This window comes from Paenibacillus sp. DP01 (genome assembly GCF_044784315.1).
In the GTDB taxonomy this organism is placed as follows: Bacteria; Bacillota; Bacilli; order Paenibacillales; family Paenibacillaceae; genus Paenibacillus; species Paenibacillus polymyxa.
The window spans coordinates 5282243-5297131 of the sequence record NZ_CP173059.1 but is presented as its reverse complement, the minus strand read 5'-3'; the positions used below and the strand labels follow the sequence as shown (position 1 = coordinate 5297131).

Genomic DNA, 14889 nt, shown 5'->3' with positions numbered 1-14889 from the left:
GTTAGTTATGAGGCGAAGCTTACTGGCCGTATTGATCGCGGCTATGGTGTTTATTATTTATTATTTTGGCTTGTTTAATTACATCGGTAAAAATGAAGGAACTGTCATCAGTATTTTCTCTACCTTGACGGTTATTTCCATAAGTCTGATTATTTTCACGGAGAATCGTAATCCTTCCACCACCATGTCATGGATTTTGCTGCTGGCGTTGTTGCCAGTCGTTGGACTTCCTCTTTATTTTTTATTTGGGCAAAATGTATTCAAGCGCCGTAAGTATGACAAAAAGGCATTGCGTGACCAACAGGCGTATGAGCGTATCGAAAAGGACGCTTTGCGGGTCAAACGAGATCTGACCTGCTTTACAGATGAGCAGCAGCAGTTAATGCGCCTGGCCCGGAGATTGGCCCGCTCCCCGATTTATTTTGCGACAGAAACCCAGATTCTGAATAATGGAGATGAAACCTTCTCCACGCTGCTCGAAGAACTGCGCAAGGCGCAGCATCATATCCATATGGAATATTACATTTTCCGCTCGGATGATATCGGTACCAGTATTCAGAAAATTTTGATTGAAAAGGCTAAAGCGGGTGTTAAGGTTCGGTTTATGTACGATGCAGTCGGTAGTATTCAGTTATCGAAGGCATTTTTGAAGGAAATGAAAGATGCAGGAGTCGAGGTTGTTGCATACGGAGGCGCTCGGATTTTGTTCTTCTCCAGTCGGGTAAACTACCGTAATCACCGTAAAATTGTAGTTATCGACGGTAAGATTGGATTAATCGGTGGCCTAAATGTGGGAGATGAGTATCTCAGCCGCAACAAAGCCTACGGCTTTTGGCGTGACACGCATATGATTGTGAAGGGCGAAGCTGTACGGACGTTGCAACTTATATTTTTACAGGATTGGCTTCATATGACGGGTGAATCGGTACTGGATAGCGAATATCTGTCTCCCGATATTGAACCGATCACGGATGGCGGCGTACAGATTATTGCCAGCGGACCAGACAATGAGCGGAGAGTGCTTAAAAATCTGTTCTTCTCCATGATCACATCCGCTCGAAAATCCGTCTGGATTGCCACTCCTTATTTTATCCCGGATGAAGATATCCTGACTGCTTTGCGGATGGCTGCTCTATCCGGGTTGGATGTGCGTATTCTATTTCCCGCGAAACCGGATAAATGGCTGCCTTTTCTCGCATCCCACTCGTATTTCCAATCGTTGCTGGAGGTGGGAGTCAAGGTATATGAATATGAAAAAGGGTTCCTTCATTCCAAGCTTCTCATTATTGACGGGGAAGTTGCGACTATTGGGACAGCCAATATGGATATGCGCAGCTTCCATTTGAATTTTGAAGTGAACGCTCTGTTGATTCAAACACACAGTGTGCAGCAGATGGTGAACGACTATGAGCGAGATTTGCACAATGCCAGCTTGATCGTACGTGAGGAATTCATGAAAAAGCGTCTGTTCAAACGTTTGATGGAATCGCTCGCTCGGCTGCTTTCACCACTGCTGTAATGTACAAACGATGAGCTGTGGATATGGAAGCAGATCTTAGAGTCAAAATGTAGTAAAGCCCAAAATATCCTGGAGACGGTATACAATATCTTTCCAAAATGTTGAATGATCCTCGTAAGCCGCCAGCTCCAGGCTGTATTCAGCTCCCCGGTTATTCCACAGCTTATCAAAATAGGCCGCCACCTGTCGGGTCAGCTTGCTGTCCGCCGGAGCGGCCACCCACAGTTCATTCTCCAGATTCAAATCATCCAAATTACGGGGGGTCAAATTGGTAGAGCCACCCCAAATCAAATGCTCTCCTTGTGCCTTGGCAATATAAATCAGCTTCGTATGGAATTGCTCATGGGTAGTATGATACCAGCGAATTTGAATGTTTCCATCCGATTTATCGGATAACTCTTGGGCAACCGGACGATTAGGTATGCCTATTTTTTCCTGACCAAACGCGTTTTCATTGGGGTCCAGCAGCAATTGGATATTCACACCGCGCGCCGAGGCATCCAACAGGCTATTCAATACTTTGCGGTCAGCTAAATAAAACATGCCCATATGAATGCTGTCACCTTGCTTCGTATGCTTAATGCCATTCAAAATGGAGGTATACACTTTACCTTCAGTGAGATATTTGATCCGGTAGCTGTCCTTACCTGATGGGACTAGGGGCTTTGCTTGAGGTGTGTAGACAGGAAGTTGCCCTCCGCCCGAGAAGTCCAATACCGCCTGCTCTGTTTGTAAAATATCTCCGATGATCGGCCCCTTCACCTCTAGGGCAACATTGGAATGATAGGCACTTGCATCGTGAACATTGCCTGTAGAAATGAGAGCAGTTTGCTCGTTGGTAACCAATTTTCGGTGATTGGCTTTGACGTTTAACAGCTTTAAATAGGAGCGAGCCGTAACGTCAGGTCCGTCACTGGCCATCAGATTGGGAATCCAGCCTGTGCCTTGCTGCCCGAACCACTGGAAAAAGGTACGCCACACCGCTGAATAGATGGGCGTGGAGTCCCGCAATGGATCTACATCGGTCTGCACGACCTGAATTCCTACTTGCTTCATATTCTCCAACAAAGGATTGGGAGCAGAATTATAGTTGGTATTGACTTCATCTGTAATGAAAAAGATAGGCATCTCAGGATGGGCTTTCTTTTTGGCGATAAGATGCTGGGTCATTTGCGCGCTGACTTCGGGGAAGTGCTGCCCTTTATGTTTATAATCGTTGAACAGAAACAGGTCAATGACGATAAATTGCTGAGCTTCATCAATGATTCCGAGCATACGATTCAAAATTTGTCCTTCATGTTGTACAGTGCTTCCATCCCCAGTAGGGTAGGTCAAATCCGTCCAAAAGTTTACCTCGTTCGTTGAATACTCCTGACTCTCGTAAGAGACGAACGGAGGCAATGGTTTATGGGTTTGATACAGCATAACGGCAATCAGCCACAGGATAAGGACCAAAATGGCGATTTTAAGAGCACGGCCCTTGTACATGAATTTTCTTTGGGATTCCGGCGCAGAATGCAGCGGATTTTGTTTAGTCATACGACGATCAGCTCCTCCATTGAATGCTGCATTCCATTTTATCGTGACCGAACATGCAGATTATGATATAGATACTGTCTAATTATTACCGCAAGTCCACAGGATTGAAGCGGAATGCTGAACGGAATGAATGAAGAACGTTTTATTAATTGAGGACATATGTCCTTTATAGGCAGGCTGACCTATACTTAAATAGATACAAAAGTCATTTATATGGGGAGAATAACGATTTATGAGAGGAATCTTGTTTGCTTTTCTGGGAGGCGCTTGTATTACGTTACAGGGGGTAGCGAATACACGGATTAGCCAGGATATCGGGACATGGCAGGCGGCTACCGTTACTCAGCTAATAGGTTTTATTTTGGCAGCATCAGTTTGGATGTTTACAAAGGATGGCCGTGTGTCTGAAATGAAACAGGTAAAGCCGATGTATCTTTGGGGTGGTGCTTTTGCGGCTATCATTATATTTAGTGAAGTCACAGCCATTCAACATATTGGGGTTACGTTCACAATCTCGGCGCTGTTGATTGCTCAGTTATGTTTAACCTTCCTGGTAGACATCAAAGGATGGTTCGGCATAGTGAAGCAGAAGATGAAGCTGCCACAATTTATAGGTATTGGTATGATGATCGCGGGTGTCATTATATTAAAACTCTAAAATAAAACTTTATTTATAGAAAAAGCTTAGAACGTAGAAAATGAAGGTGAGCTAAGCAATGAGAGAAATTCAGGATCAAGAGCAGCTAAAGTATTTTTTGCATCTGCATCAGTTAGAATCCATACTCTACGAGCCACTACATCCCTATTTGTCGCTGCATCGTTTGGAGCAAGGGGAAAAGCTCTGTTCGCAGGGGGACGCCATTGAGCATCTGTATATTCTGGTGCAGGGCAAGGTCAAAATTTTTACCAGCTCTACAGAAGGAAAGACTCTGATCCTTTGCTTCAAAACACCGATCGAGGTCATAGGAGATGTTGAATATATTCGTAATAGTCACGTCATCAATACAGTAGAGGCAGTGTCGTCGATCTATGTGATTGGTGTTCATCATCAATGGATGAATAAGTACGGCAGAGATTATGCTCCTTTGCTGCAATTTCTATTGGATATTGTCACGCGGAAGTTTTGCCTGGACTCTGATTTCTCCAATTTCAACCTGATGTATCCGGTGGAAGTTAGGCTTGCGAGCTACCTGCTATCTGTTTCTTTTGACGAATCCAATTCTGCCTTTCATGAGGAACTACGGGCATCCAGTCTGGTGGATGTGGCGAATTTGATCGGAACCAGCTACAGACACCTCAACCGTGTCATTCGCAAGCTGATCGAAGAGGGATTGGTTGAACGGGCAAAAGGCTATATTGTCATTAAGGACAGAAAAGGTTTGAGTGAACTGGCTGGCCATAATATTTATGAATCGTTGTAATCATAGTGCTTTGAATAAGTGCAGCACTATAAAGGGACTATCAAGGGAGAGTTAAATATGTTATTAGGGCTTATATTGGCAGTTATCGCAGGTGCTTTGGTCAGTCTGCAAACGATATTCAATAATAAGGTGAATGAGCGGACAGGTTCATGGGCCACAACGACATTGGTACTGGGAACAGGGTTCCTGGCTTCCTTGCTCGGGAGTCTTATTTTTGAAGGGAAAAATACATTTGCTTTACAGCATATGCAGCTGTGGTACTGGTTCAGTGGCATGATTGGTGTCGGCGTTGTGTTCTGTCTGGTGCAAGGAATGAAGCGACTTGGCCCTACCTATGCGATCTCCATCGTATTGACGGCACAATTAGGTACAGCCTTGTTGTGGGATTCATTAGGATGGCTTGGACTAGAGAAGATTCCGTTTACCTTCAATAAGTTGATTGGTGTATTGGTCATTATCGGTGGTATTCTCGTTTTCAAATTTGGACATGGGCGTACAAAGGAACCACAAGAAAATATTACAACTATACCTGATTCGATGAAGAGCTAAAGAAGGTTGTGATGACCTTAATCCTGCTTGATTGGGGTCCCACTTTCGGAGGGGTATTTTGCATTTTGCAGAGAAGCTGCATCTTAAGCAGGTGCTGCTTTTCGATCCCATAGGCAAAGAAAAATGTTCACGGTCATGTATATATTTTTCCATCCATGATACAATGAAAATATCTTAAAATAGTGCTTTAAGGGCCTAGATATTTGATATATGAGATGATAAATAGATCGGTTACCGTGTTCGGGAACGGTCTTATTTGTGCTTCACGAACCTGATGGAATGCACAGATTGACTTTGGATGAGGTGGAACATAGATGAGTAATACAGAAAATAAAAATGGATCACCTGACGGCTCAGACAGATCCGGCTCTTTGTTGCCTGCCACGCAGACAGGTGAACGGAAAATTGAGCATGTCCGCCTTTGTCTGCAGGAAGATGTGGCCGGACACGGCATTACCAGCGGACTGGAGCGATATAGTTTTAAGCACTGCGCTTTGCCGGAGCTACATTTTGACGAGGTGCGTCTAGATACAACTTTTATGGGGCGCACTGTACGGACACCGCTGCTCATCAGTTCGATGACAGGCGGTAGCGCCGAGACAGGAGCGATTAATGAGCGGTTGGCAGAGACAGCAGAGAGACGCGGCTGGGCGCTCGGTGTCGGCTCCGTACGAGCTGCGGTGGAAAAAGAAGAGTTGGCTTCAACCTTTGCAGTTCGCCGTCTAGCACCTAGCATCCCGATCCTTGCCAATCTGGGTGCAGTGCAGCTGAACTACGGGTTTGGTGTGGACGATTGCCAGCGTGCAGTGGAAATTGCCGGAGCGGATATGTTGGTGCTGCATTTGAACGGCTTGCAGGAGATATTCCAACCTGAAGGGAATTTGGATTTTAGCGGGCTGCTTGAGCGCATTGAGAAGTTGTGTCGTCGTCTTCCGGTGCCTGTAGGCGTGAAGGAAGTAGGCTGGGGCATAGATGGTGAGACGGCATCGAGATTATATGATGCAGGCGCTGCTTTTATTGATGTCGCAGGTGCGGGCGGGACAAGCTGGAGCCAAGTGGAGAAATTTCGCAATCCTGATCCTGTGCGCCGTGCAGCGGCAGAGGCGTTCGCCGATTGGGGCAATTCGACCGCTGATTGTATCGTGGAGGTTAGAGCAGCCCAGCCTAATGGCGCTCTGATCGGTAGCGGTGGACTGAAAAACGGTGTCGATGCTGCGAAAGCACTTGCTTTGGGCGCTGACATGGCAGGCTTCGGTCGCTCTTTGCTTGGCTCGGCGGTCACCTCCAGCGAGGCATTGGAAGCGCGATTGGAGCAAGTAGAGCTGGAATTGCGTACAGTCATGTTTGGCATCGGAGTAGCTGGGATCGAAGGTCTTAAAGAAACGACCAGACTAAGAAAGAAGGCGAACGGATGAGTGGATTCATTAAGTTGGTTCCGATGAACGCAGAGCAGTATGATCGCTTTGAGCAGCGCTCGCTCGCTGATTATGCGGAGGAGAAAATCCAGGCAGGCACGTGGACGGTGGAAGAGGCACCGGAACGGGCAAAGGAAAGCTTTGCAACATTTTTGCCACAAAGACTGGATACGCCCCATGCTCACCTGTACATGCTTGAGTATTCAGGTAGTGTGGGTCAAGGCCCCGAGGAAGCGGGATATATCTGGTTCAACATTACAGAAGGTACGCAAGGCAAAGAAGCTTTTTTGCTGGATATTCTCGTTTACGATTCATATCAGGGGCGAGGCCTGGGTACGTTGACGATGCAGGCGTTGGAACAAGAAGCTCGGAGGCTGGGTGCGGTTCGCATCGGTCTGCATGTATTTGGGCATAATGAGCGGGCTTTACATGTATATCGCAAGTCTGGTTATCGGGTTACGGATATCCAGATGAGCAAGGAAATCTAAATAAAGCTATCTAAATAGGGATGCAGCAAAATCCTAAATTCACAGCCGTATGCTTGCCGCATGTATAGGTTCTCCTATATAATGTGGGTTGGTAAACTAACAGAGGGTATAGCGCATATTTTATATAAACGGGAGTTGTTCTGATTATGGCTTTAAAAGCGGGGATCGTGGGTCTGCCGAACGTGGGCAAATCAACACTGTTTAACGCAATAACGCAGGCGGGGGCGGAATCCGCAAACTATCCATTTTGTACAATTGACCCTAATGTAGGGGTCGTTGAAGTACCGGACGAGCGACTGGATAAGCTGACTGAACTGGTAGTACCGAACAAAACGGTACCAACGGCTTTTGAATTTGTTGATATTGCAGGGCTTGTACGAGGTGCCAGCAAAGGCGAGGGTTTGGGTAACAAGTTTTTGGCTCATATTCGCGAAGTAGATGCCATTGTTCATGTGGTACGCTGCTTTGAAGATGAGAATATTACTCATGTGGACGGCAAAATTGATCCAATCAGCGATATTCAGACGATTAATCTAGAATTGATTCTGGCGGATATCGAAAGTGTAGACAAGCGCATTGATCGTTCCCGTAAGAACATGAAGGGCGGCAACAAGCAGTATGCCCAAGAGGTTGAAGTACTGGAACGGATCAAGGAATCGCTGTATGCCGACAAACCTGCACGTAGCGTAGAATTGTCAGAAGACGAAAAGCTGATTATACGCGACCTTCATTTGCTCACAATGAAGCCTGTATTGTACGCGGCTAATGTCAGTGAAGATGGTGTAACGGAAGCTGACAGCAATCCATATGTGCAAAAGGTACGTGAATTTGCAGTAGCGGAAAATGCTGAAGTGGTACCGATCAGTGCCAAAGTAGAGGCTGAAATTGCTGAGCTGGAAGGCGAAGACAAGGCAATGTTCCTTGAGGAGCTAGGGCTGGCTGAGTCTGGTCTGAACCGTCTGATCAAAGCAGCTTACCGCTTGCTGGGACTGTATACGTATTTCACAGCAGGTGTGCAGGAAGTACGCGCATGGACTATTCACAAAGGAACAAAAGCACCTGGCGCTGCGGGCGTAATCCACTCGGATTTTGAACGCGGATTTATTCGCGCTGAGGTTGTATCCTACGATGACTTGGTCGCTGCTGGATCTATGAACGGGGCCAAAGAACGTGGTCAGCTTCGTTTGGAAGGCAAGGAATATGTGGTGCAGGACGGAGACGTTATGCATTTCCGTTTTAATGTTTAGGATGCATCTCGGCGTATAGCAAACAGGGTTTATATACAAACATATTAGGTCATTGTATATGTGTTATCCGCATGTACTAACTTACTTAGTCGCTGCCTGTCCCGGGCGGCGACTTTTTATTTGATTCGTATTCCTTTTTCCTGATTGAGAGTTTGTTACCAAATCTTTAGCGGAATATTGTTTATTCGACTTCAATTGATTTGTTGATTTTTGCAAAATCCTAAATTAGCAAGTATTTTATGTAGCTAATTAATCGATTAGTTGTTATAATAAAGAGCTGTAGCCAGTGAATTCAAAGCTGGTTTCATATTAATTTAACTGAAGAGGTGAATCGCTTGTTGGACCGATTGCAATCATTGGCGGACCGCTACGATAAACTGAGCGAACTGCTCTGCGATCCGGATGTGGCGAACGATAGCAAAAAACTTAGAGATTATTCCAAAGAACAGTCTGATTTACAGCCTGCTTATGAAGCATATACCGAATATAAAACTGTCGTTGAGGAGCTGGACGCTGCTAAAGCCATGCAGGCTGAAAAGCTTGACGACGAGATGCGTGAAATGGTCAAAATGGAGATCGAAGAGCTGAGTGCCCGTAAGCGGGAACTGGACGAGAAAATCCGCATTTTGCTGCTGCCGAAGGACCCGAACGATGATAAGAACGTTATTATCGAAATTCGTGGTGCTGCGGGTGGGGACGAGGCTGCACTGTTTGCAGCGGACTTGTACCGGATGTACACTCGTTATGCAGATACACAAGGCTGGCGTGTAGAATTGATGGATGCGAACATGAATGACCTTGGAGGCTTTAAAGAGGTTATTTTCATGATTAACGGACGCGGTGCCTACAGCAAAATGAAATTCGAAAGTGGCGCACACCGTGTACAGCGGATTCCGACAACAGAATCTGGCGGACGTATTCATACGTCTACCTCCACGGTTTCCGTGATGCCTGAGGCAGAGGAAGTAGATATCGAAATTTTAGACAAGGATATCCGCGTGGATACTTTCTGCTCCAGCGGTGCGGGCGGTCAGTCCGTTAATACAACCAAGTCGGCGGTGCGTGTAACGCATATGCCAACAGGTATTGTGGCAACCTGCCAGGACGGCAAATCCCAGAACTCCAACAAGGAGAAGGCGCTGCAAGTTTTGCGTGCTCGTATTTCGGATATGATGCGTCAGGAAGAGGAAGCCAAATATGCAGGCGAGCGTAAGAGCAAAGTAGGTACCGGGGATCGCAGTGAGCGTATACGTACTTACAACTTCCCGCAAAGCCGTGTAACGGATCATCGCATTGGTTTGACCATGCACAAGCTGGACCAGGTGATGAACGGAGAGATCGAAGAAATCGTATCAGCACTCACGATTGCAGAGCAGGCTGATTTGATGGAACAAGAGGTTTAAGTTTTGGGGAACGAACGCGATTGTGTGTATCGGATGCCGCCGGAACGGAACATGAGTGTCAGAGAAGCCTTAGTTGAGGCTTCTTCTTTTTTAGGAAGTTGCGGCGTGTTGGAGCCGCAGCATAATGCCCGCTTGCTGCTGGAACATGTGCTTGGGCTGGAAGGTACGAGGTTTTACGCCGCTCTGGGCGATCCGTTCCCTTCCTCCGTTAAGGAGACGTGGGAACGGATCATCGCCCGCAAAGCTGCGGGTGAACCGGCGCAGTATATTATCGGACGGCAGGAATTTTATGGCCGCCCGTTCGCGGTTTCACCGTCGGTGCTGATTCCGCGCCCCGAGACAGAGCTGCTCGTCGAGGCGATACTCCAGCACGGCGACCGGCTGTGGTCGAGCGGTGCTCTGCACGCGCTCGACATTGGCACGGGTAGCGGCGCGATTGCCGTGACGCTGGCGGCTGAGCGGCCGCGCTGGCACGTAGCAGCGGGGGATATTTCTGCTGCTGCGCTTGAAATGGCGTCCCAGAACGCCGCCGCAAACGGCGCAGCCGTAGAATTCCGCGAGGGCGATCTACTGGTGCCGTTTGCGGGAACAGCGGTGGACATCCTCGTGTCCAACCCGCCATATATCCCGGCTGCTGACATCGCTGGCTTGCAGCCAGAGGTGCGCGACCATGAGCCGCGAATGGCGCTGGATGGCGGTCCTGACGGGCTTGGCCCGTATCGGGCAATGCTGGAGCAGCTGGGGCTCCTTCAGGCCCCACCCCGGCTAATCGGGTTTGAGCTGGGGATGGGACAGGCCAGAGACGTGGCTGGCCTGCTGGAACAGGCAGGTCATTGGAAGAACATTCTAATCATTCCTGACCTTGCGGGGATCGAGCGACATGTCCTAGGCGTCTCGGAGTAATGCTGCATTTTCTTTTTGCGAGTCTTTCCTTTAGAATAAGAGGAGTATGACCGAGAAACGGCTCAGGGGGAAATCATGCTTCAGAAATTGAAAAAAATTGATGGTCCGGTTATTTTTATTCTGGTTTTGCTCATGGCGATTAGTATCATAACGGTATACAGTGCTGGTAGGGGTCCTACGAACTTGGCAGAGCACGGCAACGATTACCAGAAGATGATCGGGTATTATATATTGGGCTTTGTAGCGATCTTGGGTTTAGCGATAGTTGATTTTCGGATATTCATTAAAAAAGCCTTGTATGTATATGGAGGCGGGATATTTCTGCTGATCCTCGGCTTTTTTGGCGGGACGGTTAATAACTCTCAAGGCTTTTTGAAAATTGGTGGCTTAAATCTCCAGCCTGCTGAGGTATTCAAGCTGGTTCTTATCATTTTTTTGGCGTATATGCTGATTAAAAAGCGCAAGAGCAAGCTGTATTTTATTCAGGATGTCCTTCCAGTTGCTCTGGTGAGCTTTGTCCCATTTGCCATGGTCATGGCACAAAATGACTTGGGTAATGCGCTCGGTTACATTGTCATCGTCATTGGTATGCTATGGATTGGTAATGTGAAGGCATCCCATGCGCTAATCGGATTTATCGTATTTGCAGTCGCCGTTGGTGGCGGGATCAAAGCGTATATTTCGTTTCATGATGAGATTGATTCCTTTATGAAAGGCATTGGACGTAGTCACTGGGTAGAGCGTTTAGACCCTTGGCTGGTACCAGAAGAAGCGACTGCGAAGGCATCTTATCATACGAAAAATGCCAAACTGGCCATAGCTTCTGGCGGAATGATGGGCAAGGGCTTCTTGCAGGGAACTTCGGTACAGTCCGGACGTGTTCCCTATACCTATGCGGATTCTATTTTTGTAGTTGTAGCAGAGGAGTTTGGGTTTGTAGGCTCATCCATTCTGCTGTTGCTATATTTTATTTTGATTCATCGAATGATCCTGATTTCGCTGGAATGCCGGGATCGAGCTGGACCATATATTATTGTCGGGATTGTGTCCATGTTGCTATATCAGATTTTTGAGAACATTGGTGCGTTTCTGGGCATTATGCCACTTACGGGGATTACGCTCCCGTTCATAAGCTATGGCGGTACCTCGTTGCTTATTAACATGGCTAGTATTGGCTTAGTTATGAGCATTAAGGTGCATGGTCAGGAGCTAGAGGATGACCTGCCGCAGCCTTCCAGAGTAAGCTTGACGAAGGCGAAAAAAGCCTAGTACAGGTGGGTTGTGGCTTAATATTAATAGTTATTTTTACGAGTTGAAACGGTGCAACAAAAGAGTCCAGATTGTGAAATCTGGGCTTTTTTATATCCCTAGGTGACGATCTAGCTTGCAATAGCCTGAATTATTTTACGAGATTCATAGGTTTAGACTCTCCCAAACCGGACAGACTGATAGACATGATAGAGTTTGGGTTTGGGGGGACGAAGATGAGAAGTTGGATAAAGCAAGCTGCAATGATACTCTTTTGTATTTCAATATTAATGATGTCTTGGGAAGGTCAAAAAACAGATGCAGCTATGACCACGGGGGCAAGAGGAACTTTAGCATCTGGAGTGGCCACCACAGGGTTGAAGGTAATTCCGCACGATTCCATTCGACTGCGCATTTTGGCTAATTCAGATCGTCCGGAGGATCAGTTGGTTAAGCGCGAAATACGGGATGCCATCGTGCAGCAGATGAATGCGTGGGTGGGTGAGCTGGACAATCCACAAAGCCTAAATCAAGCCAGAGTGTTGATTGACGCACATTTACCTGAAATTGATCGCTTGGTAGGTGAAGAACTGGCTCTTCGCGGTATAGCGTATGATCATCAGGTGGAGCTGGCAAGTGTACCTTTTCCGACGAAAATGTACGGTGGTCTTGTCTACCCGGCAGGGAATTATGAGGCGCTTCGGGTTACACTGGGGCAAGGGAAAGGGCAAAATTGGTGGTGTGTGCTGTTCCCACCGTTGTGCTTTATTGATGCAGGCAGTGGTGAAGCAGCAGCACAAACTGTATCGGCAAAAACAAGTCATGAAGACAATCGAACGAACGCCGCTGACAAGGAGCCGGAAGTACGTTTTTTCCTGTGGGATGCCCTTACGGGGCTGTGGAGCTGGGTGAGTGGCTTGTTTGCCTAAATGTTTCGTCAGTGCTATGGAAAAGAGAACAACGAGTGTAATTTTCCCCATATGTTATAATGGAACTTACGATAGATATACAGAGGGCAGAGCCAAATCGAACTGATTTGTTAAAGTAGGTTTTGGGGATCAGGGCCATGAAATGGCCTTTATGACAATAAGATATGGGATGATCTGATATGAGTGATAAAGTGAATCAAATGCATGACATGCACGTAGGTTTTGTGAAAAAAGAGATAGCAGAGCAGGAGCAGACGTTACAGCCTTCTCATACACACTGGTGGGATGTAAGATGTCTGGTTCCTGTAGAGAGCACGACTGTATCTGCTATCTCGTCTTTTGAGGTGGAAAAAGTGGATTCCGTTGATTCTGTGAACAACACTGACGGGGATGGTTCTGACGAACTTTCAGCTGGACAGGCTCTGATCGCAGCGGAAAAGGGCATACGCGAGGCCGCCGTACTTCTCCAGGCTGGAGAGACGGTAGCCTTCCCTACGGAAACCGTGTACGGACTGGGGGCCGATGCACGCAGCACGAAAGCGGTGGAGGCGGTATTTGCTGCTAAAGGTCGTCCTTCCGATAACCCGCTCATTGTACATATTTCCGATGCTGCTCAATTAAAAGGCATGGTAGCGGAAATTAACGATACATCCCGAGCGCTGATGAATGCATTTTGGCCAGGACCGCTGACCCTCGTATTGCCGGTAGTGCCGCAGGCACTGTCATCGCGTGTGACAGCAGGTTTGGACACGGTCGGTGTGCGCATGCCGGATCATCCGATCGCGCTGCGCTTGATCACGGAAGCCGGTTGTCCGCTGGCTGCACCAAGCGCCAACCGCTCGGGAAGACCCAGTCCGACTCTAGCACAGCATGTGCTGGAGGACCTGGAGGGTCGCATCGGCGGTATTTTGGACGGAGGTCCCACGGGGGTGGGACTGGAGTCCACGGTAGTGCAAGTGGGTGACGACGGAACCGTCACCATTCTGCGCCCCGGCGGCGTGACGGCTGAACAGCTCGCTGCGGTTGCTCGCGCCGTCGTATTGGACCCGGCGCTGGCTGACACGTCCGGGCAGGATGTCGACAGCCTGGCGCCACGCTCGCCGGGCATGAAGTATACGCACTACGCGCCGCGAGGCCGCTTGAGCGTGGTACAAGGCCCGTCGCCTGTTGAAGTGACGGGCTGGATTCGCGCTGCGTTGGCGGAGGCTGCTGCGCGCGGGGAGCGCACGGCGGTGCTCGCGTTCGACGACCATGCCGCCGGCTACGCCGGAGAACGGGTCTACACGCTGGGCAAGCTGGACGCGCTTCATGAGGCAGCGCAGCGTCTATATGGCGTGCTCCGACGCTGCGATGAAGACGGCGTCACCTACATTTTGGCGGAAGCCTGCCCGCCGAAGGGATTGGGAGACGCCGTCATGAATCGACTGCTTAAAGCGGCAGGTCATCGAATTAACCGATTGTAGCTTCTGTAAAGTATGGAGTCTCTTATTTTAATTCCTCCTCTCTCCTCGTCTCTGTTTTGGGTATTTTCAGTACCTGCTTGTACTGATTTGCCCCTTGTCCGCATAACGTGTACAAGAACAGACGGATAATGGAGGGATGGAGTATGCTGGCAGCCTCTGCCGATGCTGGGCAGGTTGTAACGATTCTGATCATGGCGGTAGCGCTAGGGATGGATGCGCTGTCGCTGGGCGTAGGGATCGGTATGAAGGGGATACGCCTGCGAGACGTGCTGCGCATCAGCATTGTGATTGGTTTTTTTCACATCCTGATGCCGTTGCTGGGAATGTTCACAGGCCATTATATGAGTTCTTTATTAGGCCATGTGACGACCTATTTCGCAGGGGGATTACTCATCCTTTTGGGCGGGCATATGGTGTACAATTCCTTCAAGGGAGACGGCGTACACGTATTGGATCATCGGTCGCCTTTGGGTCTTTTGCTATTTGCACTTGGGGTGAGCATTGACTCATTTTCTGTGGGAGTTTCCCTGGGGATGTTCCAGAGTGACCTGGTGCTGACTGTTCTGGCCTTTGGTTTTTGCGGGGGAGCGATGGCGATGCTGGGGCTGTTACTGGGGCGCAAGGTCAGCCGCAATCTGGGGGATTATGGAGAAGCGGTGGGCGGTGCCGTTTTGCTGGCATTCGGCTTTATGTTTATGTTTTGATTTTAACGTAGACAGTGTAAAATAAATACAGGATTTGAGTAATCCTCTGTTTATATATTTT

The 14889-nt window shown here is 48.2% G+C and carries 14 protein-coding genes; 13 read left to right on the top strand and 1 reads right to left on the bottom strand.

The genetic code is table 11. The features are described 5' to 3' along the window. Positions 1 to 7: 7 nt before the first annotated feature. On the top strand, positions 8 to 1519 hold the full coding sequence (gene cls, locus ACH59B_RS23305) for a cardiolipin synthase (protein ID WP_016822862.1): 1512 nt from the start codon (positions 8 to 10) through the stop codon (positions 1517 to 1519). Between the two features lie 42 nt (positions 1520 to 1561). On the opposite strand, the gene ACH59B_RS23300 is transcribed toward cls, so the two are convergent. Continuing rightward, positions 1562 to 3058, bottom strand: a complete 1497-nt coding sequence (locus tag ACH59B_RS23300; RefSeq protein ID WP_025366020.1) for a phospholipase D family protein — start codon at positions 3056 to 3058, stop codon at positions 1562 to 1564. Positions 3059 to 3290: 232 nt separating this feature from the next. On the opposite strand from ACH59B_RS23300, the gene ACH59B_RS23295 reads away from it, so the two are divergent. The 12 genes from ACH59B_RS23295 (at position 3291) to ACH59B_RS23240 (ending at position 14828) form a co-directional block, all read left to right on the top strand. Next, on the top strand, positions 3291 to 3716 hold the full coding sequence (locus ACH59B_RS23295) for a DMT family transporter (protein ID WP_016822864.1): 426 nt from the start codon (positions 3291 to 3293) through the stop codon (positions 3714 to 3716). Between the two features lie 58 nt (positions 3717 to 3774). Further along, positions 3775 to 4479 carry a Crp/Fnr family transcriptional regulator gene (locus tag ACH59B_RS23290; protein WP_045244659.1) on the top strand — a complete coding sequence of 235 codons (705 nt, stop codon included), beginning with the start codon at positions 3775 to 3777 and terminating at the stop codon, positions 4477 to 4479. 57 nt (positions 4480 to 4536) lie between these two features. Then, positions 4537 to 5028 (top strand): DMT family transporter, encoded by a 492-nt coding sequence (locus ACH59B_RS23285; protein ID WP_016822866.1) that lies wholly within the window; start codon positions 4537 to 4539, stop codon positions 5026 to 5028. 314 nt (positions 5029 to 5342) lie between these two features. Continuing rightward, complete coding sequence (gene fni / locus ACH59B_RS23280; RefSeq protein WP_290409794.1) at positions 5343 to 6443, top strand: type 2 isopentenyl-diphosphate Delta-isomerase; 1101 nt, start codon at positions 5343 to 5345, stop codon at positions 6441 to 6443. Beyond that, a complete protein-coding gene (locus tag ACH59B_RS23275) occupies positions 6440 to 6931 on the top strand; it encodes a GNAT family N-acetyltransferase (RefSeq protein WP_290409795.1) in 492 nt (163 codons plus the stop codon). Before fni ends, ACH59B_RS23275 begins: the two co-directional genes overlap by 4 nt. A gap of 146 nt (positions 6932 to 7077) precedes the next feature. After that, on the top strand, positions 7078 to 8178 hold the full coding sequence (gene ychF, locus ACH59B_RS23270) for a redox-regulated ATPase YchF (RefSeq protein ID WP_016822869.1): 1101 nt from the start codon (positions 7078 to 7080) through the stop codon (positions 8176 to 8178). A gap of 335 nt (positions 8179 to 8513) precedes the next feature. Beyond that, complete coding sequence (gene prfA, locus ACH59B_RS23265; RefSeq protein WP_013373454.1) at positions 8514 to 9581, top strand: peptide chain release factor 1; 1068 nt, start codon at positions 8514 to 8516, stop codon at positions 9579 to 9581. A 3-nt stretch (positions 9582 to 9584) separates the two neighbouring features. Next, a complete protein-coding gene (gene prmC / locus ACH59B_RS23260) occupies positions 9585 to 10484 on the top strand; it encodes a peptide chain release factor N(5)-glutamine methyltransferase (protein ID WP_404302783.1) in 900 nt (299 codons plus the stop codon). 75 nt (positions 10485 to 10559) lie between these two features. Next, entirely contained in the window at positions 10560 to 11753 is a 1194-nt protein-coding gene (locus tag ACH59B_RS23255; protein WP_013373452.1) for an FtsW/RodA/SpoVE family cell cycle protein, read from the top strand. Between the two features lie 215 nt (positions 11754 to 11968). Then, a complete protein-coding gene (spoIIR, locus tag ACH59B_RS23250; protein ID WP_016822871.1) occupies positions 11969 to 12661 on the top strand; it encodes a stage II sporulation protein R in 693 nt (230 codons plus the stop codon). A gap of 179 nt (positions 12662 to 12840) precedes the next feature. Next, entirely contained in the window at positions 12841 to 14124 is a 1284-nt protein-coding gene (locus ACH59B_RS23245) for an L-threonylcarbamoyladenylate synthase (protein ID WP_318300746.1), read from the top strand. 143 nt (positions 14125 to 14267) lie between these two features. Beyond that, the gene (locus ACH59B_RS23240) at positions 14268 to 14828 is read left to right on the top strand and encodes a manganese efflux pump MntP family protein (protein WP_016822873.1); all 561 of its coding nucleotides are present in this window, start codon (positions 14268 to 14270) and stop codon (positions 14826 to 14828) included. Positions 14829 to 14889 lie beyond the last annotated feature (61 nt).